17 protein-coding genes and 1 pseudogene are annotated in these 25,140 nt (G+C 72.6%); 5 read left to right on the top strand and 13 right to left on the bottom strand.

What is annotated here, in order from left to right; all coding sequences use genetic code 11:
• Position 1 precedes the first annotated feature (1 nt).
• From IE178_RS26490 to IE178_RS26470, 5 genes are all read right to left on the bottom strand, one after another.
• The gene (locus IE178_RS26490) at positions 2-997 is read right to left on the bottom strand and encodes a nucleoside triphosphate pyrophosphohydrolase (RefSeq protein ID WP_184766006.1); all 996 of its coding nucleotides are present in this window, start codon (positions 995-997) and stop codon (positions 2-4) included.
• 174 nt (positions 998-1,171) lie between these two features.
• Positions 1,172-1,819: a SurA N-terminal domain-containing protein gene (locus tag IE178_RS26485; RefSeq protein ID WP_184766007.1), complete on the bottom strand. Its 648-nt coding sequence runs from the start codon at positions 1,817-1,819 to the stop codon at positions 1,172-1,174.
• Positions 1,820-1,990: 171 nt separating this feature from the next.
• Entirely contained in the window at positions 1,991-3,487 is a 1,497-nt protein-coding gene (locus tag IE178_RS26480) for a protein kinase domain-containing protein (RefSeq protein ID WP_318280262.1), read from the bottom strand.
• 38 nt (positions 3,488-3,525) lie between these two features.
• A complete protein-coding gene (locus tag IE178_RS26475) occupies positions 3,526-4,188 on the bottom strand; it encodes a hypothetical protein (RefSeq protein WP_193514045.1) in 663 nt (220 codons plus the stop codon).
• 107 nt (positions 4,189-4,295) lie between these two features.
• Positions 4,296-6,530, bottom strand: a complete 2,235-nt coding sequence (locus tag IE178_RS26470; protein ID WP_193514044.1) for an N-6 DNA methylase — start codon at positions 6,528-6,530, stop codon at positions 4,296-4,298.
• A gap of 202 nt (positions 6,531-6,732) precedes the next feature.
• Between IE178_RS26470 and IE178_RS26465 the strand changes: the two genes are divergently transcribed.
• Both IE178_RS26465 and IE178_RS26460 read left to right on the top strand, forming a co-directional pair.
• Positions 6,733-7,221: a hypothetical protein gene (locus IE178_RS26465; RefSeq protein ID WP_184766011.1), complete on the top strand. Its 489-nt coding sequence runs from the start codon at positions 6,733-6,735 to the stop codon at positions 7,219-7,221.
• A 45-nt stretch (positions 7,222-7,266) separates the two neighbouring features.
• A complete protein-coding gene (locus IE178_RS26460; protein ID WP_193514043.1) occupies positions 7,267-8,070 on the top strand; it encodes a hypothetical protein in 804 nt (267 codons plus the stop codon).
• Positions 8,071-8,083: 13 nt separating this feature from the next.
• Here IE178_RS26460 and IE178_RS36995 read toward each other — a convergent pair.
• Both IE178_RS36995 and IE178_RS26455 read right to left on the bottom strand, forming a co-directional pair.
• Positions 8,084-8,307: pseudogene (locus tag IE178_RS36995) on the bottom strand (N-acetyltransferase); the annotation flags it as partial.
• 106 nt (positions 8,308-8,413) lie between these two features.
• Positions 8,414-9,181 carry an HNH endonuclease family protein gene (locus tag IE178_RS26455; protein WP_193514078.1) on the bottom strand — a complete coding sequence of 256 codons (768 nt, stop codon included), beginning with the start codon at positions 9,179-9,181 and terminating at the stop codon, positions 8,414-8,416.
• 184 nt (positions 9,182-9,365) lie between these two features.
• Here IE178_RS26455 and IE178_RS26450 point away from each other — a divergent pair, with 184 nt between their 5' ends.
• On the top strand, positions 9,366-9,551 hold the full coding sequence (locus tag IE178_RS26450; protein ID WP_184766013.1) for an antitoxin: 186 nt from the start codon (positions 9,366-9,368) through the stop codon (positions 9,549-9,551).
• Positions 9,552-9,911: 360 nt separating this feature from the next.
• Here the strand turns inward: IE178_RS26450 and mfd are convergent, their stop codons facing one another.
• The 3 genes from mfd to IE178_RS26435 all read right to left on the bottom strand — a co-directional run bounded on the left by mfd (position 9,912) and on the right by IE178_RS26435 (position 17,176).
• Positions 9,912-13,469 (bottom strand): transcription-repair coupling factor, encoded by a 3,558-nt coding sequence (mfd, locus tag IE178_RS26445; protein ID WP_184766014.1) that lies wholly within the window; start codon positions 13,467-13,469, stop codon positions 9,912-9,914.
• Positions 13,470-13,811: 342 nt separating this feature from the next.
• Complete coding sequence (locus IE178_RS26440) at positions 13,812-16,391, bottom strand: ABC transporter permease (RefSeq protein ID WP_193514042.1); 2,580 nt, start codon at positions 16,389-16,391, stop codon at positions 13,812-13,814.
• On the bottom strand, positions 16,388-17,176 hold the full coding sequence (locus tag IE178_RS26435; RefSeq protein WP_184766016.1) for an ABC transporter ATP-binding protein: 789 nt from the start codon (positions 17,174-17,176) through the stop codon (positions 16,388-16,390). The genes IE178_RS26440 and IE178_RS26435 overlap by 4 nt, the downstream gene beginning before the upstream one ends.
• Before the next feature lie 399 nt (positions 17,177-17,575).
• On the opposite strand from IE178_RS26435, the gene IE178_RS26430 reads away from it, so the two are divergent.
• The gene (locus tag IE178_RS26430; protein WP_193514041.1) at positions 17,576-19,126 is read left to right on the top strand and encodes an MFS transporter; all 1,551 of its coding nucleotides are present in this window, start codon (positions 17,576-17,578) and stop codon (positions 19,124-19,126) included.
• Between the two features lie 228 nt (positions 19,127-19,354).
• Here IE178_RS26430 and IE178_RS26425 read toward each other — a convergent pair whose 3' ends face one another.
• From IE178_RS26425 to IE178_RS26415, 3 genes are all read right to left on the bottom strand, one after another.
• Positions 19,355-20,239, bottom strand: coding sequence for a coiled-coil domain-containing protein (locus tag IE178_RS26425; protein ID WP_318280257.1), 885 nt, complete (start codon positions 20,237-20,239; stop codon positions 19,355-19,357).
• A gap of 201 nt (positions 20,240-20,440) precedes the next feature.
• The gene (locus IE178_RS26420) at positions 20,441-23,218 is read right to left on the bottom strand and encodes an SUKH-4 family immunity protein (protein ID WP_193514039.1); all 2,778 of its coding nucleotides are present in this window, start codon (positions 23,216-23,218) and stop codon (positions 20,441-20,443) included.
• A 2-nt stretch (positions 23,219-23,220) separates the two neighbouring features.
• A complete protein-coding gene (locus IE178_RS26415; protein WP_184766020.1) occupies positions 23,221-24,246 on the bottom strand; it encodes an SMI1/KNR4 family protein in 1,026 nt (341 codons plus the stop codon).
• Positions 24,247-24,598: 352 nt separating this feature from the next.
• On the opposite strand from IE178_RS26415, the gene IE178_RS26410 reads away from it, so the two are divergent.
• Entirely contained in the window at positions 24,599-25,129 is a 531-nt protein-coding gene (locus IE178_RS26410) for a YwqJ-related putative deaminase (RefSeq protein ID WP_184766021.1), read from the top strand.
• Positions 25,130-25,140 lie beyond the last annotated feature (11 nt).

The raw sequence follows: 25,140 nt of genomic DNA, 5'->3' as shown, positions 1-25,140 counted from the left end.
GTCAGACTCCGTCCTGGCCGCCCTCCGCCGCCCGTATCGCGTCGCGATAGGCCCGCGCCGCTGCCCGCAACGCCGCCTCCGGGTCGACCCCGGACGCCTCCGCCCGTGCCGCCAGCGCCAGCAGCTCGTAGCCGACCCCCTCGCCCGCCGGCAACGGCACGTCCAATCCCGCCGTCCGCGCCCGTGACGCCAGCTTCGCCGCCAAGGCCAGGCCGGGCTGGCCCAGCGGCACCCCCTCCGTGACCGAGCTGCGGCGCTTCTCCTCCGCCTTGGTCCGCAGCCAGTGCTCCTTGACGTCCTCCGGTGTGTCCGCCGTCTCGTCACCGAAGACGTGCGGGTGCCGGTGGATCAGCTTGGCCACGATGCCGCCCGCCACGTCGTCGACGGAGAAGGGCTCCTCCGGGTGCTCCTCGGCGATCCGGGCGTGGAAGACGACCTGGAGCAGGACGTCCCCCAGCTCCTCGCGCAGTTCCTCCCGGTCGCCCTCCTCGATGGCCTCGACGAGCTCGTACGCCTCCTCGATGCCGTACTTCGCCAGGCCCTTGTGGGTCTGCCGGGAGGACCACGGGCACTCGGCGCGGATGCGGTCCATGACCTGCACGAGGTCGAGCAGACGGGCGCCCGGCAGGTCGTAGGAGGCGGGCAGCAGCTCCAGCTCGGGCATCCGGACACGGCCGGTTCCGGCCAGGCGGGCCAGTCCGTCGGTCAGCGCGGGCTCGCCCTCGCCCGTGGCCACGACCACCACCGTCCGCCCGCCGGCGCAGGCGTCGACGAGGTCCTCGGCGGTCGGCGACGCCTCCTCGACCGGTATCCCCGCCTCCCGCAGATACGGCAGCTGCGGATGCGCGCCGTCCGCGCACAGCACCCGGTCGGCCGCGTGCAGGATCTGCCAGGCAGGCCAGGACAGCAGGCCGGGTGCGACGCGGTGGCTGGTGGTGAGCAGGACGATGCGGCCGACGGCGGCTTCCGGGCTCGGTGCGGAGCTGATTGCGTTCACGATCCGAAACTAGCCCACACCGCCGACAGCGCCCGAGTTGTCCACAGGTCTGTTGTCCACAGGGCGGTGGTCCACGAGGCCGTTATCCACAGGGCGGTGGTCCACAGCCCCTGCCTGTACCCCGGTCGTCCACAGGCCGGACGCCCGCGGCCCGGCTGTCCGCACGCCGGGCCGTCAGAGCGTCTGCTGCGTCCCGGCCGAGGTGACGTCCCGTACCCACGGGGTCTTGGCGTCGACACGACTGCTCTTCTCGGCGTCCCAGCCGCCGTAGCGCGGGTTGACGTCGACGTCGAGTTCCTTGCCCGCCTCGGACAGCGCCTTCCAGAACTCGGGCCGGCTGGTGTCGGTGCCGAGCCGCTGGGCGAGCTTCTGGGCCTGGAGCTGGAGACGGAGGTTGTCGTCGAGGCGCTGCGGCGGGATGCCGTACTGCTGCAGCCAGGCCGCCTCCAGCGCCTGGGCACCGCCGGCCTGCTGCTCCAGACCGGCCCGCATCTCCTGGACCTCGCGGGGCGTGACGCTCACGCCCGCGTCCCGCGCGGCGCGCTCCAGCACGCGGTCCAGGACCATGCCGTGCAGGGTGTCGCGGGTGAGGCTGCCGGTCCGGGCGATGGCCTGCTGGTACTGGGCCTCGTCGGGAACGGCCGCCCGCTGGGCCGCGCGGACCTCGTCGACCCGGTTCTCGAGCTGCGACACGGTGATCCGCTCCCCGCCGACGACGGCGGCGGCACCGGGGTGCGCATCGTTTCCGCAGGCGGTGAGCAGGGGCGCCGCTGCGGCGATCGCGGCGGTGAGGAGGAGCGCGGTGCGACGGCGGCGGTGCAAGGAGACCTCCTGAGGGGAGCTTGTGCGGCGGTGCACAAAGTCTTGCGGTGATCGATGGTAGGCATCGGCCAAGCTCTGGCCAACCCATTCGACCAACGATTCACGGGGAGTTCCGGCACCGCCGCGCCCGCGCCGTCCGGCCGTGCGGCCCCTTTGCGGTCCGCTGTCCGGCTATCCGCGCACCTGTCCCAGCCACTGCAGGGTCCGGCGGATCTCGGCGGCCAGCGGGTGTCCCGGGCCCTGGGCGCGCTCCACGTCGTGCAGCAGCCGGACCAGCGTGTCGTGCGCGGCGGCGCGGTCACCGAGGGCGAGCAGCAGGTGGCCGATGCGGCGGCGGACGTCATGGGCGAGCTGCGGGTCGCCGGCGGCCACGTACTGGTTCTCGTAGTACGCCAGCAGCGCCCGGTACTCGGCGAGCGCCGCCGCCGGTTCACCGAGCTGCTCCAGGCACTGGGCTGCCTCGTAGCGGTAGCGCAGGGACTGCGGGTCGGCCTGGCCGGCCTCGGCGGCGCGTTCGTCGGCGAGGCGGCGCAGTTCCGGCAGGGCGCGCCGGTACTGGCCGTCGTCCAGGAGGGTGGCCGCGTACTGCTTGCGCAGGGTGCGCACGACCGGGGAGTGCTCGCCGTGCTGGTCGGCGGCGACGGGCAGGATCGAGCCGAGGATGTCGACGGCCTGGGTGATGCGGCCCTCGCCGAGCAGCCGCTTGACCTCGTCCACGGCGGCGGCGACATCGGCCGTCCCGGCCACGGGCGCGGGCGGCGCGGCGGGGGCGGGCTGGGGAGCGGGCGTGCGGGCACGGTCCGGCCAGGGGGCGTGCGGGCGCAGGAAGGGGCGGGTGGGGTCCAGGGGAGCGCCGGTGGGCGTTCCCCGCGCGGGGAGCAGCAGCGCCAGGTGCTCGTAGACCTCCTGCGCGGAGTCCGGGCGGTGCTGCGGGTCCTTGGCGAGCAGGCGCAGCACCAGGGCCTCCAGTGCCTCGGGGACCTCCGGGCGTATCCGGCGCACGGGCACCGGCGGCTCGTACAGGTGCCGGTGCAGCACTCCGAGCGCCGTCGAGCCCGCGAACGGCACGTCGCCGCTGAGCAGCTCGTGCATCAGCACCCCGAGCGCGTACAGGTCGGTGTACGGGCCGACCGCGCCGCCCATCGCCTGCTCCGGAGCCATGTAGGCGGGCGAGCCGATCGGCGAGCCCGTGTGCGTCAGACGCGTGGTGTCGCTGTCCATGACGGAGGCGACACCGAGGTCGAGCACGGTGACCGTGCCGTCCTGCTTCACCATCACGTTGCGTGGCTTGAGGTCGCGGTGGACGATCGGCACGGCGTGCACGGCGCTCAGTACGGCGCACAGCTGCGCGGCCACCGCCACCGCCCACTGCCACGGGTACGGGTCGTGTTCGGCGAGGTGGTCGCCGAGGTCGGCACCGTCGACGTACTGCATGACGAGGAACAGCTCCTCGCCCTCGCTGCCCGCGTCGTGCACGGTGACCAGGCCGGGGTGGTCGACCTGCGCGGTCACCCGGCACTCGCGCACGAAGCGGCGGCGCAGCTCGTCGGCCTCCTGGCCGGCCACCTTGTCCGGGCGCAGCAGCTTCACCGCCACGCGCCGGTCCAGCCGTTTGTCGTAGGCCGTCCAGACCTGTCCCATGCCGCCCTGTCCGATGAGCGTGGACAGTTCATAGCGGCCGGCGACGACACGTCCCGTCGTCACGGTCACCTTCCGCCCTCGTGGTTGCCGTGCTGCCCTTGCTGCCCGTCCTGGCGGCGCAGGTAGTCGCTGAGTTCGTCGAGCTCGGCACGCACCTGGTCGATCCGGGCCGGCGCCGGGCGCTGCGGCGGCTGCGACTGCGGCGGCGGTACGGGGGTGTGGGGGGCCGGGGTATGAGGTGCCGGGGTGTGGGGGGCCGGGGTGTGGGGGGCCGGGGGCTGCGGTACGGGCGTCGGCGCGTACGGCGAGGCCGGCTGCGGATAGCCGTACGGGGAGTGGACGCCCGGGGAGTGCATCGTCGCGGCGTGCGGCGACGGGGGCGCCTGCACCGCGTACGGGCCTCCAGGCCGCCGGTGCAGGCGTATGTCCACGGTCAGGAAGTAGGCGCCGGCGGCCGCGCCGAGGATCAGCGCCGTGGCCAGGGCGACGTCGGTGCGGTTGTCCGTCTCCGGCAGCGAACCGACCACCGCCAGGCAGGTGATCGACGCCGGGATGCTCAGCCAGGCCGCCACCCAGTCGAGGATCCGTCCCCGCAGGATGGCGACCCGGAACAGCGGCGCGCAGGCCAGCAGTCCGCACGACAGGAAACCGGCGGCGGCGAACAGCACGCGCAGGGCGATGACCGTTGCCGCGCTGCGGGTGGGTGGCGCCACGCCGTGGCCGTACATGACTGCTCCCGGACAGGTGTAGCCGATGGGATCTCGGTTGAGAGTCCGAGCGTATAGGCCCACGGGGACAACCGGTCCCGGATGCACCGAACCGTTGTCGTCCCGGCTCAGTCGGGAGCGACCGTCCCCTCGGTGGCGACCGTCCCCTCGGTGGCGACCGTCCCCTCGGGGTCGATCGTCCCGTCGGGGTCGATCGTCCCGTCGGGGTCGATCGTCCCGTCGGTGAGACCGTCGTACATCCCCCGGACGAGCTGCTCGCCGAGCCGGCCCGCCTGCCGGAGCGCCTGCTCGAACGCGTCGAGGGCCCGGAACCGGGCGCCGTAGCGCCGCTGTTCGGCCGGCGGCAGCCGGGGCAGCTGGAGGCGGCGTACGTCGAGCCGGGTGGCGGTGGACGCGTAGCTGCTGGCCTGGCGGTTGTTGGCGGTGCCGCGCAGGAAACCGGCGAGGAACCAGGCGTCGAGCGCCGCCGGGTCGGGGCGCAGCAGCACCAGGTTGCGGCCCAGGGCGGCGCCGGCGGTCGTCTCGTCGATCACCCGCGCGACCGAGCCTCCGCCGAGCACGGGGACGACGACGTCGCCGGGTTCGGTGAGCACCGCTTCCTCGTCGCTCTCCGGCAGGGTCCCGGAGGGGGTAGTTCCGGAGAGCACGTCGTGGTCGGTGAGCACGGGCACGCGCGCGTGGCCGCCGTTTCCGCCCGTACGCATCACCAGGGCGCCCCCGCGCGCGAGTTCACCGACGGTGGTGAGGGGCAGGCGCCCGGGAGCGGCGGGCCGCGCGGGATCCACGGGCGGCGGGGTCAGCCGGGCGGTCAGACGCAGGGTCTCGCCGAGGCGTTCGCGTACGTCGGAGAGCCGGCCGGCGCCGTCCGCCGCGGCCGGTGGCGGCAGATGCCGGGCCGGGGCGAGGTCGACGTCGTCGTCGAGGAGTTCGATGACGGGCACGGAGCGGGCCAGTCCCGGCCGTTCGTCGAGCCGGCCGGCCCGGTCGAAGGCGCGCCACGCGTCCAGAACCGTCTCCCGCACCCCCGCCCAGTCGGGGCCGCCGCGCCCCTCGCCGGCGAACTGCCCGGCGTCTGCGAGCAGCACCTCCGGCTGGGCGGGCGCCTGTTCGGGCCGGCGCAGCACCCACAGGTGCAGCGGGATGTTGTACGGGGGTGCCGCGCCGACCGGCAGGGCGACGACGGCGCGCAGGGCGCCCCGGCGCAGCAGGTCGGCCCTGATCCGGCGGCCGGAGCGGCGGGACGCGGCGGCGGGCGGCATCAGCAGGACGGCGACGCCGCCGTCCCGCAGTCGGGCGAGCGCGTGCTGCACCCAGGCCAGCTCCGACTCGGTGCGGGCCGGGAAGCCGTACTCCCAGCGCGGGTCGTAGGCGAGTTCGTCGTGCCCCCAGTTGCGCTCGTTGAACGGCGGGTGGCACAGCACGGCGTCGGCCCGCACCGCCGAGTGGGCGTCGGCCCGCAAGGTGTCGCCTGTGGCGGCGTGCACGGGGGCGCGGGTGTGCAGGGCGAGGCGGAGCGCGGTGAGTGCGGCGAGGTCGGGGGCGCTGTCCTGGGCGTAGAGCTCCTGACCGGGGCGCGAGGTGACGGAGCGCAGCAGGGCGCCGGTGCCGCAGGCCGGGTCGAGGACGGTGCGGGCCGGGCCGGCGAGGCCGGCCATGAGGCCGCAGAGGTCGGCGGGGGTGAGCGTGTACTGGCGCGGGTTGGCGTCGAGGTGCCGGCCGAGCAGGAACTCGAAGGTGTGCCGGGCGCCCGAGTCGGCGGCGAGTTCGGCGACGCCACGGAGCAGGGGGGCGGAGGGGAGCAGCTGGGGGGCGGTGGGGGGTTCGAGGGCCGCGAGGGTTGCGGAGGCGGTGGGGGCTGCGGGGGCGGTGAGCGCCGCGGTGGGGGCGGCCGAGGTGTGCGCGGAGGTGTTCACAGTGCCCGCGCCGTTCACGCGTGATCGGTTCGCCTCACCCAGTCGCGGTGTGAGCACCTGCTCCAGCGCCGAGGGCAGCATCGCGGCGAGTCGCTCGTCGGAGCCGGAGCTCACTTCGAGCCAGAGGGGAGAACGGTCGTGGATCAGCAGCAGGACGCAGCCGGCGTGGGTGAGGGCGGTGACCGGTCCCGCGGGGTGGCCGGCGAGCTGCTGCCAGACGCGCTCCTTGAGGGGGACCTCGGCGAGCTTGCCGTGCCGGCGCAGCCAGCCCTCGACCTCGGGGAGCGCGAACGAGGGGCTGGTCTCGGTGCCGCCGACCGGCCTGGGGAAGTCGGCGTGCCGACGGCGCCAGTTGCTGACGGCGGCGCGGCCGACACCGGCCAGCCGTGCGATCCCGGCGGCGGTCACTTCTGTCGCGTTGTCCTGCATGCCCGGCACCCCGCCCCGCTTTCCTCTGTTCCGTGTGTGACGACGAGCATACCGATGTACGCAAGATCCGTAAGTTCACGTCCGTGTACCCATCCTTACCTGTGAACCGTGTTGACTCGGTTCACAGCGTCTGTTCTCATTGACCCAGCGAACGAGCGACCGCCGAAAGAGGGCGGTCGCCGCGTTGGGAGGGGACACATCCATGGGCATGAAGAGCAAGATCGCGCTGGGCGCCGTCGTGGGGATCGTCGTCATCGGTGCCGTTTCGGCGAACTCCGGTGGCACGGACGGCCAAAGCGCCGACAAGGGCTCGTCGGTATCCGCGGACCAGCAGTCCGGCGCCAAGTCGGACACGAAGTCCGACGCCGGGTCCGACGCGGGCTCCGCCAAGGACGAGGGAGCCGGGAAGGCGTCCCAGGCCGAGCAGTTCAAGGCGTTCGTGCAGAAGAACGGAACGGCCGCGGAGAAGGAGGCCGTCGCGCACGTCACCAAGGTCCAGGGCGCCGACGAGCAGAACGACATCCTCGACTCGGCCGACGTCTTCACCGACTTCACCGGCGGCCTCATGGGTGAGGGCACGGGCCCCGCCAAGCTCATCGCCTCCGCGTTCGCCGACTGGAAGCAGAGCGAGAACGGCCTCGTCACCGTCTACGACGCCGAGGGCGAACTGCTCGGCACCGGCAACTTCTGATCTGTGCTCACCTTCCGTCCACGCTCACCCCTGGGGGAACCCGTCATGCGTCGCACCGCACTCGCCGGCCTCTGCCTCGCCGCCGTGGCCACCGCCGTCCTCACCGGCTGCGCCGGCGAGGACAAGGCGAACAGCAGCACATCGCGCGACTCGACCGAGCAGAGCGCGACGAAGGAGCCGAGAAGCTCCCAGAAGCCGAAGGAAGAAGCCTTCGCCGGGCTGACCGGCGGCGAGATCGCCGAGAAGGCCCTGAAGGCCACCACCGACGCCTCGTCCCTGCGCATGACGGGTGACATCCCCGACGACGAGACCGGCGGCACCATCCATCTCGACATGGCCCTGGACAAGCGGGGCGACTGCGCCGGCACGATGGGTCTCGGCGAGCAGGGCGAGGCCGAGCTGATCAAGACCGGCGACACCCTCTACATGAAGTACGACGAGGCGTTCCTGCGGGCCCAGAGCGAGGGCGAGCCCAAGGCCGACGTGGACGCGACCGTGGCCCTGCTGGCCGGGAAGTGGACCAAGATGTCCGCCAAGGGCACGGACGCCGAGGACATCGCCGGCTTCTGCGACCTCGACCTGGTGCTCGGCGGCGCGGCGAAGGGCGACTCGGACGCCACCCGCGGGAAGACGACGGCCGTCGACGGCACGCCCGCGCTCACGCTGGAGGCGCGGGACGGCAAGGACCGCTTCACGCTGTACGTCGCCACCGAGGGTGAGCCGTACGTGCTGCGCATCGACAGCACGTCCACCACCGACCCGGGCTCGGTCACCTTCAGCGACTACGACAAGCCGGTCCCGGTGGACGAACCCACCGACAACGTCCTGGACGTCGACTCCCTGGGCTGACGTGCCCGGGGGCTCACAGCGGGTGCCGCACCCATACGTTCGGCCCGACCCGCGTCTCGTGTCCCCGCTCCGCCTCGCAGCGCACCGGACCGGCACCGGCGCGCCGGGCACCTCGGCAGCGCCGTCGGTGTCGAACGGCAGCCCCGTCCAGCGGCGCCGGTCCGCGAGCGGGACGGAGACCGTCATGGACGCGTGTGGCACGGACTCGGCGGTGGCACCCGCCCGGGCATGGACGCGCGGTCAGGGGCCGTGGGGCAGACCGGGCCGGGCCCAGTGGGCGGGGAAGCGATGTCCCGCCGCCGAGCCCCGCCGAGCCGCCGCTCGACCACTGGTCAGCCGCCGGTCAGCCGCCGCACTGCCGCAGCATCATCCGCTTGTCGGGCGCCGTGACCGGCATCTCGTACTTGAGGGCGACCTGGGCGAAGCGGACCGCGTACGCGCACCGTATGCCCTTGTCCGGGGGGAGCCAGGACGCCGGACCGGAGTCCCCCTTGGCCGAGTTGGCCCGGCCCTCGACCGGGATCAGATTGAGCGTGTCGTTCGCCAGCCGCTCCCGCTTCTCCTCCGCCCAGCGCGAGGCGCCCATCTGCCAGCTGTAGGAGAGCGGCACCACGTGGTCTATCTGCACCTCGGCGGCCTGCTGCTTGCGCCACTCGATCGTCTTCCCGGTGTACGGATCGGCCAGGGTCATGGCGACCACCACACAATCGGAACCGGACCGGAAGCGCAGGTCCCGACCGTCGCGGCGGAGCACATCGTTTCGGGTGTCGCAGCCGTTCCTCGCCAGGGGGACCCCGTCGGCCGTGTCCTTCCAGGCGTAGCCGAACTCGTCGCGGTCGTAGCCCGTCCTCGGTCCGCGGCCCTTGGTCGCCACCTTCCCGATGAGGTCGACGGCCGCGGCCCGGTCCGTCTCGCCGGTCAGGGGTGCGAGGCCCGGCTCGGTGCCGTCGGGGTTGCCCAGCGGGCTGACGGCACGACCGTCCAAGGCGGCGCCCCCGCTTCCGACTCCGGCGGGGGTATCCGCGTCCGGGACCACCTCACAGCCGGTGAGGAGAGCCACCGCCGCGATCACCGCCGGCCCCGTACGCCGGGCTCTTCCGCCCCACCCCATGTGTCGCGTCACCGCGCCCCTCCCTTGTTCTCCTGTTCCCTGCCCCGGCGAGGGCGGGCCGACCCCGCATCTCACCGTAGCGAACGACAGATCGCGAGTGGTCCAGACCACATCAGGGCTATTTGGGCATTCCTCGCGAACCGCGCGTATCGTCGGTTCTGAGTCACTCCGGAAGGAGCTCTGGATGGGCATCCTCGACAAGTTCAAGAGCAACAAGGCGGCGCGTGAGAAGGCCAAGCAGGCTTCGGACGCCGCGGAACGGAAAATGAACGAGAGGACCGGCGGCAAGTACGAGGAACAGATCGACACCGGGCAGCAGCAGGCCGAACGCCGGCTCGGCATGGACCGCGATCGCCCCGACCAGCCGTAACGCCTCGCGCACCCGTCAGGGCCGTCCACGGCACCCTCTGCCTGCCGTGGACGGTTTCCTGTGTACGCATGCGCCGGGAACCCGGACCGTCACCGTCGTCAGGAATTCATGACCGTAGTCAGGACTCCGTGACCGTGGCCGCGACTCCATGGCCGTAGTCAGGACTCCGTGACCGTGGCCGCGACTCCACGGCCGTGGTCAGGACTCCATGACCGTGGCCGCGACTCCACGGCCGTAGTCAGGACTCCATGACCGTGGCCGCGACTCCACGGCCGTGGTCAGGACTCCATGACCGTGGCCGCGACTCCATGACCGTGGCCAGGAGTCCATGACCCGTAATGCAGGAACCCAAAACCGGCGTCAGGAACCCAGCACCGTCGTCAGGAACTCCCCGACCCAGCCGAGCAGGTCCCGTCCGACCAGCGGCTTCCCGCCCACCTTCGCGGTCTTCGGGCGCGGGACCAGCACCTGGTGGGCGGCAGGCTTGATGACCGTGCCCGGGTACAGGCGCTTCAGGCGCAGCTCCTGCGACTCGCGCAACTCCACCGGCGCGAACCGGATGTTGCTGCCCTGGAGCACGACCTCGCCGACGCCGCACGCGCGGGCCAGCATCCGCAGGCCCGCCACCAGCAGCAGGTTCTCCACCGGCTCCGGCAACTTGCCGTAGCGGTCGACGAGTTCCTCGCGGACGGCCTTGATGTCGTCCTCGGTGTTGGCGGAGGCGATCGCGCGGTACGCCTGGAGACGCAGCCGCTCGCCGGGCGCGTAGTCGTGCGGGACGTGCGCGTCGACGGGCAGCTCGATCTTGACCTCGAGCGGCGGCTCCTCCTCGATCTCGCCCGTCTCCAGCTGGCGCCGGTAGTCCGCGACCGCCTCGCCGACCATCCGCACGTACAGGTCGAAGCCGACGCCCGCGATATGACCTGACTGCTCGCCGCCGAGGAGGTTTCCGGCGCCGCGGATCTCCAGGTCCTTCATCGCCACGTACATGCCCGCGCCCATCTCGGTGTGCTGGGCGATGGTCGCGAGGCGCTCGTGCGCGGTCTCGGTGAGCGGCTTCTCCGGCGGGTACAGGAAGTACGCGTAGCCGCGCTCCCGGCCTCGTCCGACGCGGCCGCGCAGCTGGTGGAGCTGGCTGAGGCCGAAGTTGTCGCCGCGCTCGACGATCAGGGTGTTGGCGTTGGAGATGTCGATGCCGGACTCGACGATGGTCGTCGACACCAGCACGTCGAACCTCTTCTCCCAGAAGTCGACGACGACCTGCTCCAGCGCCGACTCCGACATCTGGCCGTGGGCGGTGGCGATCCGCGCCTCGGGGACGATCTCGCGCAGCCGGGCCGCCGCGCGGTCGATGGACTCGACGCGGTTGTGGATGTAGAAGACCTGGCCCTCGCGCAGCAGTTCGCGGCGGATGGCGGCGCCGATCTGCTTCTGCTCGTAGGGACCCACGAAGGTGAGCACCGGGTGGCGCTCCTCCGGCGGGGTGGTGATCGTCGACATCTCGCGGATGCCGGTGACCGCCATCTCCAGGGTGCGCGGGATCGGCGTGGCGGACATGGTCAGTACGTCGACGTTGGCGCGCAGCTTCTTCAGCTGCTCCTTGTGCTCGACGCCGAAGCGCTGCTCCTCGTCGACGATGACCAGGCCCAGGTCCTTGAACTTCGTCTCGGAGGAGAAGAGGCGGTGGGTGCCGATGACGACGTCCACCGAGCCCTCGCGCAGGCCCTCCAGGACCGCCTTGGCCTCGGTGTCGGTCTGGAACCGGGACAGCGCCCGCACGTTGACCGGGAACTGCGCGTACCGCTCGCTGAACGTGCCGAAGTGCTGCTGCACCAGCAGGGTCGTGGGGACGAGCACGGCGACCTGCTTGCCGTCCTGGACGGCCTTGAAGGCGGCCCGCACCGCGATCTCGGTCTTGCCGTAGCCGACGTCGCCGCAGATCAGACGGTCCATCGGGACCGACTTCTCCATGTCCTCCTTGACCTCGGCGATGGTGGTGAGCTGGTCGGGGGTCTCCACGTAGGGGAAGGCGTCCTCCAGCTCGCGCTGCCAGGGCGAGTCGGCGCCGAAGGCGTGGCCGGGGGCGGCCATCCGGGCGCTGTAGAGCCTGATCAGGTCGGCGGCGATCTCCTTGACCGCCTTCTTCGCGCGCGCCTTGGTCTTGGTCCAGTCGGCGCCGCCCAGACGGTGCAGGGTGGGGGCCTCGCCGCCGACGTACTTGGTGATCTGCTCCAGCTGGTCGGTGGGGATGTACAGCCGGTCGCCCGGCTGGCCGCGCTTGGCGGGGGCGTACTCCACGACCAGGTACTCGCGGGTGGCGCCCTGCACGGTGCGCTGCACCATCTCGATGTAGCGGCCCACGCCGTGCTGCTCGTGGACGATGTAGTCGCCCGGCTCCAGGGTGAGCGGGTCGATGGTCTTGCGGCGCCGGGCCGGCATCCGGGCGCCCTCGCGGCCGGAGGCCTTCTGGCCGGTCAGGTCGGTCTCGGTGAGCACGGCGAGCCTGAGCGCCGGGTCGACGAAGCCGAGGTCGATGGAGCCGCACGCGACGTGCACGACGGACGGGGTGATCTCACCGAGGTCGGTGTCGAGGCGGGCCGCGATGCCCTCGCCCCCCAGCACCTCGACGGTGCGGGCGGCCGGGCCGTGGCCCTCGGTGACGAACACGGTGCGCCAGCCGTCGGCGAGCCAGCCCTTGGTGTCGGCGAGCGCCCGCGCGGTGTCACCGCGGTAGCTCTCGGGGGCGTGCATGCCGAGCTTGAGGGTGTCGCCCACCGCGTCGGCGGCGAATGTCCCCGTGAGCTCCTCGTCGGCGGCGAACGGCGACACCGACCACCACATCATGTCCAGCTCGCGGGCCCGGTCACGGACGTCCGCGATGGACCACAGGGAGGCCGCGTCGACGTCGATGGGTGCCTCACCGCCGCCCGCGGTGGCCGCCCAGGAGGCCTGCAGGAACTCCTGCGAGGTGGCCACCAGGTCCGACGCGCGCGTGCGCACCCGCTCCGGGTCGCACACGACGGCCATGGCGCCCTTGGGCAGCACGTCCAGCAGCAGCTCCATGTCGTCGACGAGGACGGGGGCCAGGGACTCCATGCCCTCGACCGCGATGCCCTCGGCGATCTTGCCGAGCAGTTCGCCCAGCTCCGGGTGCTGTTCGGCGAGGACCCGCGCGCGCTCCCGCACGTCGTCGGTGAGCAGCAGCTCGCGGCACGGCGGGGCCCACAGGCCGTGCTCGGCGACCTCCAGGGAGCGCTGGTCGGCGACCTTGAAGTAGCGGATCTCCTCGACGTCGTCGCCCCAGAACTCGACGCGCAAGGGGTGTTCCTCGGTCGGTGGGAACACGTCGAGGATGCCGCCGCGTACGGCGAACTCACCGCGCTTCTCGACCAGCTCCACGCGGGCGTACGCGGCGGCGGCGAGGGCTTCGACGATCTCGTTCAGGTCGGCGGCCTGACCGGTCCGCAGGGAGACCGGCTCCAGCTCGCCCAGGCCCTTGACCTGCGGCTGGAGCACCGAGCGCACGGGCGCGACGACGACGGAGACCGGACCGGTGTCGGGGTCGTCGGGGCGGGGGTGGACCAGGCGGCGCAGTACGGCCAGGCGGCGGCCGACGGTGTCGCTGCGCGGGCTGAGCCGCTCGTGCGGCAGCGTCTCCCAGGACGGGTACTCCACGACCCCCTCCGGCGGGAGCAGTGAGCGCAGGGCCGCCGCCAGGTCCTCCGCCTCGCGTCCGGTCGCCGTCACCGCCAGGACGGGGCGGCCGGTGTCCCGGGCGAGGGCGGCGACCGCGAAGGGACGGGCCGAGGGCGGGCCGACCAGGTCGACGTGCATGCGGTTGCCGTCGGCAGCCGCGGAGATCGCTTCCGCGAGGGCGGTGTCCTTGACGACGGCGTCGAGCAGACCGTGCAAGCTCATTCGGGGTGCTTTCCGTCCGGGGGTGTGCAACACGACGGGCCCGACGCGCGCCGCGGGCCGGGGGTCTCCAGCGTACGACGCTGCGCTCGCGGGCGCCGGGGCTGTGGACAACGTCCGTCGACTGGTGAGGCGTCCCGGTGCTCACCCTCCCAGGGGGCTGCGCCCCCTGGGAGCCCCGTTCGGCCCTGCACGGCCCTCGAACGCCGGACGGGCAGCCGGGAACTCCCGTCCCCCACTCGCCGCGTCGCGCGGCCGGGCACCGGCAGAAGACGTCCCGGCGCCGGGACATCCCGTAGGACGTCCCGGCGCCGGGTGTTCCCCCGCAACCCCCGTATGCGGTGGCTAGTCGGTGGCGATGGCGTTCAGGACGTTCATGCGGCCGGCGCGGAAGGCCGGGACCAGGGCCGCGAACAGGCCCACGAAGGCCGAGCCGATGAACACGCCGATGATCGTCGGCCACGGGATGTCGAGGACCTTCAGGCCCTCCAGGGCGAGCAGCTGCTGCGCGGTGGCGCCCCAGCCCATGCCCAGCCCCAGGCCCAGCAGGGCACCGAAGAGGGCGATCACGACCGACTCCATGCGGATCATGCGGCGCAGCTGCCGGCGCGAGAGGCCGATGGCCCGCATCAGGCCGATCTCCCGGGTGCGCTCCACCACCGACAGGGCCAGGGTGTTCACCACACCGAGGATCGCGACGACGATCGCCAGGGCCAGCAGACCGTAGATCATGTTCAGCAGCTGACCGATCTGGTCCTTCAGCGCTTCCTTGTAGTCGGTCTGGTCGCGCACGGTGTACTGCGGGTAGTCGTGCAGCGAGTCCTTCAGCGACGTGTACGCGGCCTCCTGCTGCCCGTCCTTCGCCGAAACGAAGAGCAGCATGTCCAGCGGCATCTTGTCGGCCGGCACGTACGTGGCGAGGGTGTCGATGGACGTGTACATCGCGCCGGAGTCGACGACGGCCTCACTGCTGGTGATCGCCCGGACCGTCAGCGCGCCCGTCGAGCCGTCCTTGAACGCGATCTCGATCTTCGAGCCGATGCCGATGCCGTGGTCCTTCGCGAAGTCCTCGTGGACGGACATCGAGTCGGGCCGGTAGGCGTCGCTCAGCTTCCCGGCCACCGTCTCGACCCGCAGGTCGGTCGCGTACGTCGGGTCGGCCGCCGTGATCGCCGTCTCCTTCAGCGTCTTGCCGTCGGGCGTGGTGAAGTCGGCCTCGGTCCACTTGTACTCGGTGACCCGGTCGACCCCCGGCGCCGACTTCGCGGCCTCGACGGCCTGCGGAGTGATCAGCTGGCCGTTGTCGGACTGGATGATGAAGTCCGTGCCGACGGCCTTGTCGAGCTCGTCGGTGGCGGAGGCCACCATGGAGGAGCCGACCACCGACAGACAGGCCACCAGGGCGAGGCCGATCATCAGCGCGGCGCCCGTCGCGCCGGTGCGGCGCGGGTTGCGCAGGGCGTTGCGCTCCGCCATGCGGCCGACGGGGCCGAAGGCGCGCAGCAGGATCGCGCCGAGCACCCGGACCACGCCGCTCGCCAGCACCGGACCGATGACGACGAACCCGATCAGGGACAGCACCACGCCCAGACCCAGCCACAGGGAACCGTCCGTGGCCTTGTCCGCGGCGCCCGCCAGGTAGAGGGAGAAGCCGCCGGCGCCGGTGAGGACCAGGCCGATCGCGCCCCGTATCAAGCCGGCCCTGCCGTCCGCCGGGGTACCGGCGTCGCGCAGCGCGGCCATCGGGGAGATCCTGCCGGCCCGCCGGGCGGGCAGATAGGCGGCGAGCACGGTGACGACCACACCGAGGAGCAGTCCGAGCGCCGGGGTCGTCCAGGCCACCGTGAGGTCGTTTGTGGACAGGTCCATGCCCATCATGCCCATGAGCTTCATCAGGCCGACCGCGAGACCGACGCCCGCGCCGACACCGAGGACCGAGCCGAACACCCCGAGCAGCAGCGCCTCGACCAGCACCGAGCGGTTGACCTGCTTGCGGGACGAACCGATCGCCCGCATCAGACCGATCTCCCGGGTGCGCTGGGCGACCAGCATGGAGAAGGTGTTGATGATCAGGAAGATGCCGACGAGGAAGGCGATCCCGGCGAAGCCGAGCATCGCGTACTTCATGACGTTCATGAAGCCCTCGACGCTCTTCTGGTTGGCCTCCGCCGTCTCCTCGGCGGTCTGCACCTTGTAGTCGCCGCCGAGCGCGGCCACCACGCTCTTCTTCAGCCGGGCGTCACTGACGCCGGCCGCGGCGGTGACGTTGACGTTGGTGTAGACGCCGCTCTCACCGACCAGGGTCCGCTGCGCGGTCTTCGTGTCCAGGTAGAAGATCGCGGCACCGGGGTTGGTGACGGTGAAGTCGGCGATACCGGAGATCTTCGCGGTGTGCGTGCCGACCGCGGTGATGACGGATATCCCGTCCCCGAGCTTCAGGTCGTGCTTGTCGGCGGTGTCGGCGTCCACCATCACCTGCTCGGCGCCCTTCGGCGCCGCGCCGGAGGTGATCCTCATGGTGCGCGCCTCGTTGCTGTTCCAGCTGCCGACGATGGTCGGGGCGCCGCTGGTCGGCGACAGCTTGTCCTTGTCGCCGTCGACGACGGTCACCGAGGTGGAGAACACCGTGCCCTCGGCCGACTTCACGCCGTCCGCGCCCCGCACCTCACCGAGCACGGAGGCCGGCATCACCGGCGGCTTGCCGGTGTCGGAGGTCGTCTCACCACTGTCGGAGGCGCCCTTGGCGCTCACCGTGACGTCCGACGACGTGGCCGCGAACAGCTTGTCGAACGTCGTGTTCATGGTGTCCGTGAACACCAGCGTCCCGCACACGAACGCCACCGACAGCAGCACCGCCACCGCGGACAGCGCCATCCGCCCCTTGTGCGCGAGGACGTTGCGCATCGAGGTCTTCCAGACGGTCATGACGTGCGCCCCCGGGCGTCGAAGTCCTTCATGCGGTCCAGGACCTGCTCGGCCGTCGGCTGGTGCATCTCGTCGACGATCCGGCCGTCGGCGAGATACAGCACCCGGTCCGCGTAGGAGGCGGCGACCGGGTCGTGGGTGACCATCACGATGGTCTGGCCCAGCTCGTCCACCGAGCGGCGCAGGAAGCCGAGCACCTCGGCGCCCGCGCGCGAGTCGAGGTTTCCGGTCGGCTCGTCACCGAAGATGATCTCCGGCCGGGCCGCCAGCGCCCGCGCCACGGCGACCCGCTGCTGCTGACCACCGGACAACTGCGTCGGCCGGTGCTTCAGCCGCCCGGCGAGCCCGACGGTCTCCACGACCCGGTCCAGCCACGCCCGGTCGTGCTTGCGGCCGGCGATGTCCATGGGCAGCGTGATGTTCTCGATCGCGTTCAGCGTCGGCAGCAGGTTGTACGCCTGGAAGATGAACCCGATCCGGTCCCGGCGCAGCCGCGTGAGCTTCTTGTCCTTCAGACCGGTGATCTCGGTCTCGTCCAGATAAATCCGACCGCCGGTGACGGTGTCGAGCCCGGCCAGGCAGTGCATCAGCGTGGACTTGCCGGACCCCGAGGGGCCCATGATCGCGGTGAACTGGCCGCGGGCGATGTCCACGTCGACGTGGTCGAGGGCGACGACACGGGTCTCCCCGGACCCGTACGCCTTCACGACCTGCCGCGCCCGCGCGGCAACGGCCGTACGCCCTCCAGTGCCCCCGTGCCTGGGAATGGTCACAGCCGATGTCACGGTAAGTCTCCTATGTCGGTCAGCAAGTGAAAGCGGTGCCCCGGCGGCCGCGGTCCTGCCGGCGGCCGCTCGGTGCGTGTTCGTGCGACGGGCTTCAGTCTCGCGGTGGACAGGGTTCGAGCGCCCTGGTGTTCAGCGCAGTCTTTTCCTGAGGAAAACCCCACCCCCGGTACTGCGCTCAACCGCCCCCCGGCGGCATAAAGCCAGGTTAAGGACGACCGCCCCCGTCTCTCGTCCTCCGCCGGTACGAACCCTCCCCGAGCCGTAGTACGGAGGTCCCCCTAGGGGCCCTCCACCGACGGGTGGAGTCCGTCTCGGGGTCGTCTCCTCCTGACGGCCCACCCGACGCTCCACCCTCCCGCCGCGTCAGGGTCGAATGCGAAGCTGTCCGCGGCAGACATGTGCAGGGGGCACGAAACCTCGAGGAAGGGACCCCGGGTGGGCAGCACCGAACCAGTGACACGCGACAGCGCGCACGCCGCGGCGGCCGGGCGGCGCACAGCCGTCGTCGCCGCGCTGATGCTCGCGATGGCGCTGGCGGCACTCGACTCCACCATCGTCTCCACGGCCGTCCCCCAGATCGTCGGCGACCTCGGCGGGTTCTCCTACTTCTCCTGGCTCTTCTCCGGCTACCTGCTGGCCGTGACGGTCTCCCTGCCGGTCTACGGCAAGCTCTCCGACACCTTCGGCCGCAAACCGGTCCTCGTCGCGGGCGCCGCGCTGTTCCTGCTGGGTTCGCTGCTGTGCGCGCTGGCCTGGAACATGGCCGCGCTCATCGCGTTCCGTGTGGTGCAGGGGCTGGGCGGCGGCGCCCTCCAGGGCACGGTCCAGACGCTCGCCGCCGACCTGTACCCGCTGGAGGAGCGCCCGAGGATCCAGGCCCGGCTGTCCACGGTGTGGGCGGTCTCCGCGGTGGCCGGTCCCGGCATCGGCGGGGTGCTCGCCGGTTACGCCGACTGGCGCTGGATCTTCCTCGTCAACCTGCCCGTGGGCGCCGTGGCGTTGTGGCTGATCGTCCGTCACCTGCACGAACCCCGGCGGGAGAACCGCCGTCCCGCGCGGGTGGACTGGGCGGGCGCGTGCGCGGTCTTCGCCTGCGGCGGCGTCCTGCTCACCGCTCTCGTGCAGGGCGGGGTCGCCTGGCCCTGGCTGTCCGCCCCGTCACTCGCCCTGTTCGCGGCGGGGATCGCGCTCCTTGCCGTCGTCATCGTGGTGGAACACCGTGCGGCGGAGCCGATCATCCCCGGCTGGGTGTGGCGCCGCCGGACGATCCTCGCGGTGAATCTGGCGCTGGGCGCGCTGGGTCTGCTCATGGTCGCCCCGACCGTCTTCCTGCCCACCTACGCGCAGTCGGTGCTCGGCCTCGCGCCCGTGGCCGCCGGATTCGTGCTCTCCGTATGGACGTTGACCTGGCCGATCTCGGCCGCCCTGAGCCAGCACGTGTACCGCCGCATCGGGTTCCGCAACACGGCGATGATCGGCATCGGCACGGCCGCGCTCGTCCTCTTCGCCTTCCCCTTCCTCCCCTACCCCGGCCAGGCGTGGCAGCCGGCCCTGCTGATGTGTCTGCTGGGCGCGGCGCTCGGCCTGTTCCAACTCCCCCTGATCATCGGGGTGCAGTCGTCGGTGGCATGGGAGGAACGCGGCACGGCGACCGCGTCGATCCTCTTCTGCCGGCAGACCGGCCAGACCGTGGGGGCGGCTCTCTTCGGCGCGGTCGCCAACGGCGTCCTGGCCGCCCGCCTCGGCGGCGCGAACGACCTGGACTCCGTCACCCACGCGCTGGACGCGGGCGCCGTCCCCGAGGCGACCCGCCGGGCCGTCGCGGACGCCGTGCACGCGGTCTACCTCGGCGCGGCGGGCGCGGCGGCACTGGCGCTCCTCGTCCTGCTGGTGCTCGCACCGCGCAGGTTCCCGCTCCTCAAGGACCAGCAGGAACGCTTGCCGTGACGGCCCGTCCGCGACGGGAGCCGATGGGAAGCCGCTGCGAGGGAACCCGCTGCGAAGCCCCGTGACCGCGCGGCCGATACCGCACCGGTGGCGGCCGCGCACCCGGACGGCTCGGCACCAGACGGCTCGACACACGGACGGCTCGACACCCAGACGGCTCGACACACGGACGGCTCGACACCCGGGCAGGACCCGCGAGCGGCCGGAGGCCCCCTGTCCAGGGCCGGCTCACTCCACCACCCGGCCGGTCAGCGCGCTGAGGCTGGCGCACACGTGGTCCATGTGCGTCTGGACGCTCTCCCGCGTCTCGGCGTGGTCGCGCAGCACCCGCTCGGTCTCCCGCGCGATGCCCTCCGCGCGGACGCGCGCCTCGGCCAGCACCTCCGCCGCGCGCTCCCGTGCCTCCTCCGCGCGGCGCCGGGCCGATTCCTCCGCGTCGGCGAAGACCTGCCGGGCCTCGGCCAGCACCTTCTCGGCGCGTGCCTCCGCCTCCGCGTGACGAGCAGCCAGCGCGGCCCCGCGTGCGGCCTCCTCCCGCTCCACCTCGTCCAGCCGCCGTGCCTGCTCCTCGGCCCGCTCGGCGAGCATCTCGGAGGTGCGCTGCCGCGTCTCCCGCAGCTCCGCCAGCATCTCCCCGCGCCGTTCCTTCACCTCGAGCCGGGCCCCGATCCGGATGTCGTCGGCCTCCGCGCGGGCGGCGAGCAGCCGCTGCCGGGCGTGTTCGTCGGCGTCGGCGCGCACCGTGTCGGCGTACGCCTGCGCGGCCTCCCGCACGCCGGTCGCGTCGTCCTGCGCCAGGTCCGTGACGTCCTGCGCCTGCTGCCGCGCCGCCTCCCGTACGGCCACCGCTTCCTCCTGGGCCAGCTCGAACAGCCGGCGCGCGCTCTCCCCCAGCGACTCGTACGTCTGGGGAGCCAGCCCCGCCACCCGCTCCCGCAGCAGCACCAGCTCCTCCTCCATCTCCCGGGCGAGCACGGTGAGCCGCGCGGCCCGCTCCCAGGCGGCGTCACGATCCCCCGAGAGGGCCTCGACGTACGCGATCACCTGCAAGGGGCGGTAGCCGCGCCCCCGTACGACCTCGAAGCCCTGCGACGACACCGATGTGCTGCTCACCCTGGAACCCCTCTCCACCGACGGACACGAAGCCCAGCACCATGACCGAGCACGAAATGGGATGAATCGCGCACATCTTGATGGATCACAAGGAAGTGTTCATAACGCGACACTCCGCGAAGAGGGCACGCAAAAGCCGGGCCCGGTCGTTCCGCCGACCGGGCCCGGCTCTCGCGTCACACGCGTCTCAGTGGCAACGGGTCACAGCAGCCCGTCCCACATCTGCTCCAGCAGCACCGACCACCAGCTCTCCGGCGACCCCAGCGCCGCCGGGTCCAGCGCGGCCAACTGCCCCTGGAAATCGACGGTCCACCGGCCCGCCTGCTCCTGGTTCAGCCCGAACCGCAGCCGCCACATCCGGCCGAGCAGCGAAAGACAGCGCGCGAACTCCGGCAGACCGGTGTTCACGAACTGCGGCGGTACGGGCGCACCGCCCGGCCCCGCCTCCACCGGCACCGCGACGATGTTCGCCGTGCCGTACTGCACACAGATCGCCCTGCCGAAGTCGCTGCCCATCACCAGGTACGAACCCGCGTCCGGAGCCGGCTGCACACCCCGCTCCGCCGCCAGCTCCGCCAGCGTCGGCACCGGACGGCCCGGCTGGGCCTGCGCCCAGAAGAACGGGCCCATGTCCATCGGCAGCCCGGCCGCCACCAGCGTGTGCGCCACGATCGGCGGCACACCCTGCCGGGACACCGCCGCCTGCTCGAACCGGAACACCCCCGGCCCGAACGTCCCCGCCAGCTCCTGCCCGATCGCCTCCGGCGGAACCGGCGGCGCGGGCTGCACCGGCACGATCGGCGCGCGCACCGGTGCGGGACGCGCCGGACCGTCCGCCACCTGATGCAGCTCGCCCTGATGGGCGAGAAGTTGCAGCATCCCCTGCTGCCGGCTCGCATGGTCCGTGCCGTACGGGGCGATGCTCGTGATCCGCGCCTGCGGCCACTGCTCCCGGATCATCCGCGCGCAGTACGCACCCGGCAGCTCGCACGACTCCAGCTCCGTGTGCAGCTCCAGCACCTGGTCCGGCGGCACGTTCATGGCACGCAGCTCATGGAAGATCTGCCACTCCGGATGCGGCGTACCCGGCGCCGAACGCCGGATCAGCTGCTGCTCGGAACCGTCCTGCGCGCGGTAGCGCAGCACGGCCTGGTAACCGGGGCCGACGGTCGGCTGACCGGTGGGCTGCGGCGGATAGCCGTACGCCGGCGGATGACCGGGGACCGGCACTCCCGGCGGAGGCGTACCGGGCGGCATCGCGCCGGGCGGCATGGGAGGAACGGCGGCGGGCATACCGGGGGGAGCCGGCGGCGGAGGCGTACCGGGCCCGCCGACCGGCGGCGCGGCCAGCACGGTCTCCGCGTGGTGCACCGGTCCACGGCCACCTCCCGTTCCGCCCGGGACACCGGGCGCACCGGGCGCACCGGGAGCCCCCGGGACGCCGGGCGCACCCGGAACACCAGGGGGCCCGGGCGGCTGGGGAGAACCCGGGGCACCCGGGACCCCAGGAGGCCCCGGCGGCCGGGGCGTCGCGGGAGCACCAGGTGCGCCCGGACCCATCGCGCCCGGGTCGGCGAACATCGTCGCGGCGTGGTGGACACCGCCGGGCGGCGTACCCCCGGGCGCACTCGGCGCACCGGGCGGCGGCGTCGGGGTCCCCGGCGGCGGCGTCGGGACACCCGGCGGCGGTGTCGGGGTCCCCGGCGGCGGCGTCGGGACACCCGGCGGCGGTGTCGGGGTCCCCGGCGGCGGCGTCGGGACACCCGGCGGCGGTGTCGGGGTCCCCGGCGGCTGCGGGCCGAGCGCCGACACCATCTGCGTCGGGACGTACCCGCCCGCCGGAGCGGCCGACGGAGGCGGGGGCGTGCTGCCCGGCGCACCCGCAGCGCCCGGCGGCACAGGCGCGCCCCCCGGACGCGCACCCGGAGTCCCCGGGGCACCCGGCGGAGGCGGAGTCGTCGCACCCGCACCGCGACGCGGCGGCGGAGTCGCCTTGCTGGTCGCGGCGTCGGCGATGTCCCCGGCGTGGGGCGGGAGCGGCCGCTCCGGAGGTGCCGTACCGGCCGGCGGCGTCGGCACACCCGGCGGAGGCGTACCGGGCGCACCACCCGGACCCTGCGGATAGCCGTACTGCGGCGTACCCGGCGCCCCCCGCCCCGCACCGTGATCCCGGATCGCCGGCGCGACAGCCGTGGGCGGAAGCGCGCTGCCGCCCGACATCAGCGCCGTCTGCGCCTCCGGCGGCGTCGCCGCGGGCGGCGGGGTGTCCTCGCCCGGCTCGCTCAACTGCGGCGCGAACACGGTCTGCGGCAGCGGTACGGAACGGTCCTCACCGGCATCGGCGTTGGTGTCCGTACCGGCCCACGGAGTCGCCCCGGCGGGCACACCGGCACCCGCCTGGGAACCGCTCCCCCCTGCGGCCGGCCACGCGGTGCCACTCCCCGCCCCGGCAGGCGCACCCGGTGCGGGAGCCCCGGAACCCGAACCGGACCCCGACGCCGAAGCCGAAGCCGACGCCTCCGCCGGTGCCGAACCCGAACCCGAACCCGAGCCCGTGCCCGTGCCCGCCGAACCCGAACCCGACGTCTCCCCCCGCCGATCCGGAATCCCCAGCCGGTCCGCCGCCTCCTGCAACCACTCCGGCGGACTCAACAGGAACGACGTCTGATTCAGATCCACCCGCGCCGCAGGAGCCGCCGCCGGCTCCGGTCCCGCACCGTCACGCCCGTACTCCTCCTCGTACCGGCGGATCACCTCACCCACCGGCAACGCGGGCCACAACGACGCCTCGCCGCTGTCACGGGCGATCACCAGCCGCTGCGCACCCCCGTCCGAACGGGGCCCGTCCGAACGGTCCTCCGCCCACACCACGAACCCGAGGTCGAACTCCCGCACCCGCACCTCACGATGCTGATACGACGGCACATCCCCGTTGACCCACTCCTCCGCGCGCTCCTGCGCCTGCGCGAACGTCACCATCGCTACAGCTCACTCCCCGCGGAAGAAACCGGGACCGCACGCGCGAACCCACCGTCCACCATCAGATTCGCCACGGTCTCCAACTCCGGCGGAGACCCCGCCAACCGCGACAGGAACGCGTCGAAGTCGTCACCGCACGGCAGCAGCAGCCGCTCCACCCGCTCGGCCGGCGGCCACGACGGATCCACGTCCCGCACGTCGTCGTACGCGCAGAACCACACCGACCCCACCCGCTCGCCCCGCACCTTCACGGCCAGCAGACCGCCCTGCACGAAAGCGACGCACAGGTAGTCCTTGGTGAGGTGATCACGCAGGCACTTGTTGACGTACACCAGGTCGTTGACCGCCGCCTCGTCCCGCACCGTGAAGAACGGCTGGTCCACCAAAAGCCCCAGCTCCGCGTCCAGCGCCGTCCCCACCGGCGCACAGCCACCCGCCGCCTTCAGAAACGACCGGTACGCACCCGGCAGCCGGTACCCGAGATCCTCCTCGACCCCCAGCACCTGCGACTCCGTCACCGCCACACCCGACTTCGGCAGCCCGAAATGCGCCGGACGCGTCTCCTGCAACGGCCGCGTACCCCGCTTGGTCTGGTCCACCACCGACGTCGCCACCCCGCCGTGATGCCGCAGCAGCGCCTTCACCTCGACCGGCACCAGCTCCAGCCGCCGAGACCCCACCACGTGATGCCACGTCCAGCCGTGCGGCGTCGCCACCGCCGGCACCGTGTCCCACAACGCGTGACCGCTCGCCGCCAACGCCGCGTTCGCCGACACGAAGTCCGTCAACCGCAACTCGTCGACACCGAAACCCTCCGGCGGATCCGCGATCTCCGCGGCCGCACGCGCATAGGGCGAGAAATCGGGGTAACCGCGCTCGTCCACCCGCACCCCTCTCGGATGGCGGGCCGCCCGCACCGGATCCGGGAAGTGCACGACCTGCCCGGCATACGCCGCGTTCGGCGGCACGGCTTGTCCCCCAGCCTGGCGGCCGGGAGGTGCCCCCAGCCCGAGCCGACCTGTCGTCATGGCGGTTGCCCCCTGCGGCACTCTGTACGACCCGCACCGCCCACCTTCGGACCGTTACGGAACGTATTCGACTGTCACGTCTGTCTCGACTGCTTACCGCCCCGACCCCCACGGCGCCCGCACACACCACCGCGCGGATCACCGCGTGGATCGCGGTGCCGACAGCCTATGCGGTACGACGACACCGGTCACCGGCGCCGGTCACCCGCCCTTCCACTTCCGTGACCAGCCGTCACCCTCCCGTGACAGCTCACCCAAACCCGGGCGTGTCGCCCCGCCCCAGCTTCCGCATCAGCCACGGCATTTGGCACTCTGTCACCTCCGGGGGGATGCTCGGGAGGGGATGATGATCATGAACGTGACGCAGACAGGGCCGCACACCGGCCCCTCGGGCGACCCCCGCTCCGGCGACCCCCGCATCGGCTGGAGCAGCACCGACACCGCCCACACCCCCACCCTCCACCACCGCCGCGACGGAATCCTCCCCACCATCGCCGCCGCCCTCTCCGTCCGCGGCTCCACCCTCACCGGCACCGCCGCCCGCGGCGACACACCCCCCGCCCTGCACCCCCTCGTCCAGGACTTCCTCGACACCCTCACCAGCGACCAACGCGACCGCTTCACCGGCCGCTGCGCCGAAACCATCCTCATCTCCCGGCACATCACCACCGCCGACGCCGCCCGCAGCAAACGCGCCGCACGCAAACCCATGACCAACGGCGAAGCCCGCAAAGCCCTCAAACAAGCCAAACTCACCACCCGCCGCATCCGCGAGGACGGCGACCCCCTCCACGGCAGCTACGCCACCCCCTGCCGCGCCTGCACCGCCCTCAGCGCCCACTTCGGCGTCCGCATGGTCGACCCCGCCACCCCCGGCAACTGACCGCTCCCCGG

The sequence above is a fragment of the Streptomyces griseoloalbus genome (assembly GCA_014650015.1).
Taxonomy (GTDB): Bacteria; Actinomycetota; Actinomycetes; order Streptomycetales; family Streptomycetaceae; genus Streptomyces; species Streptomyces griseoloalbus.
Note: the sequence above shows the minus strand (reverse complement) of the source record. Positions and strands in the feature narration are given on the sequence as shown.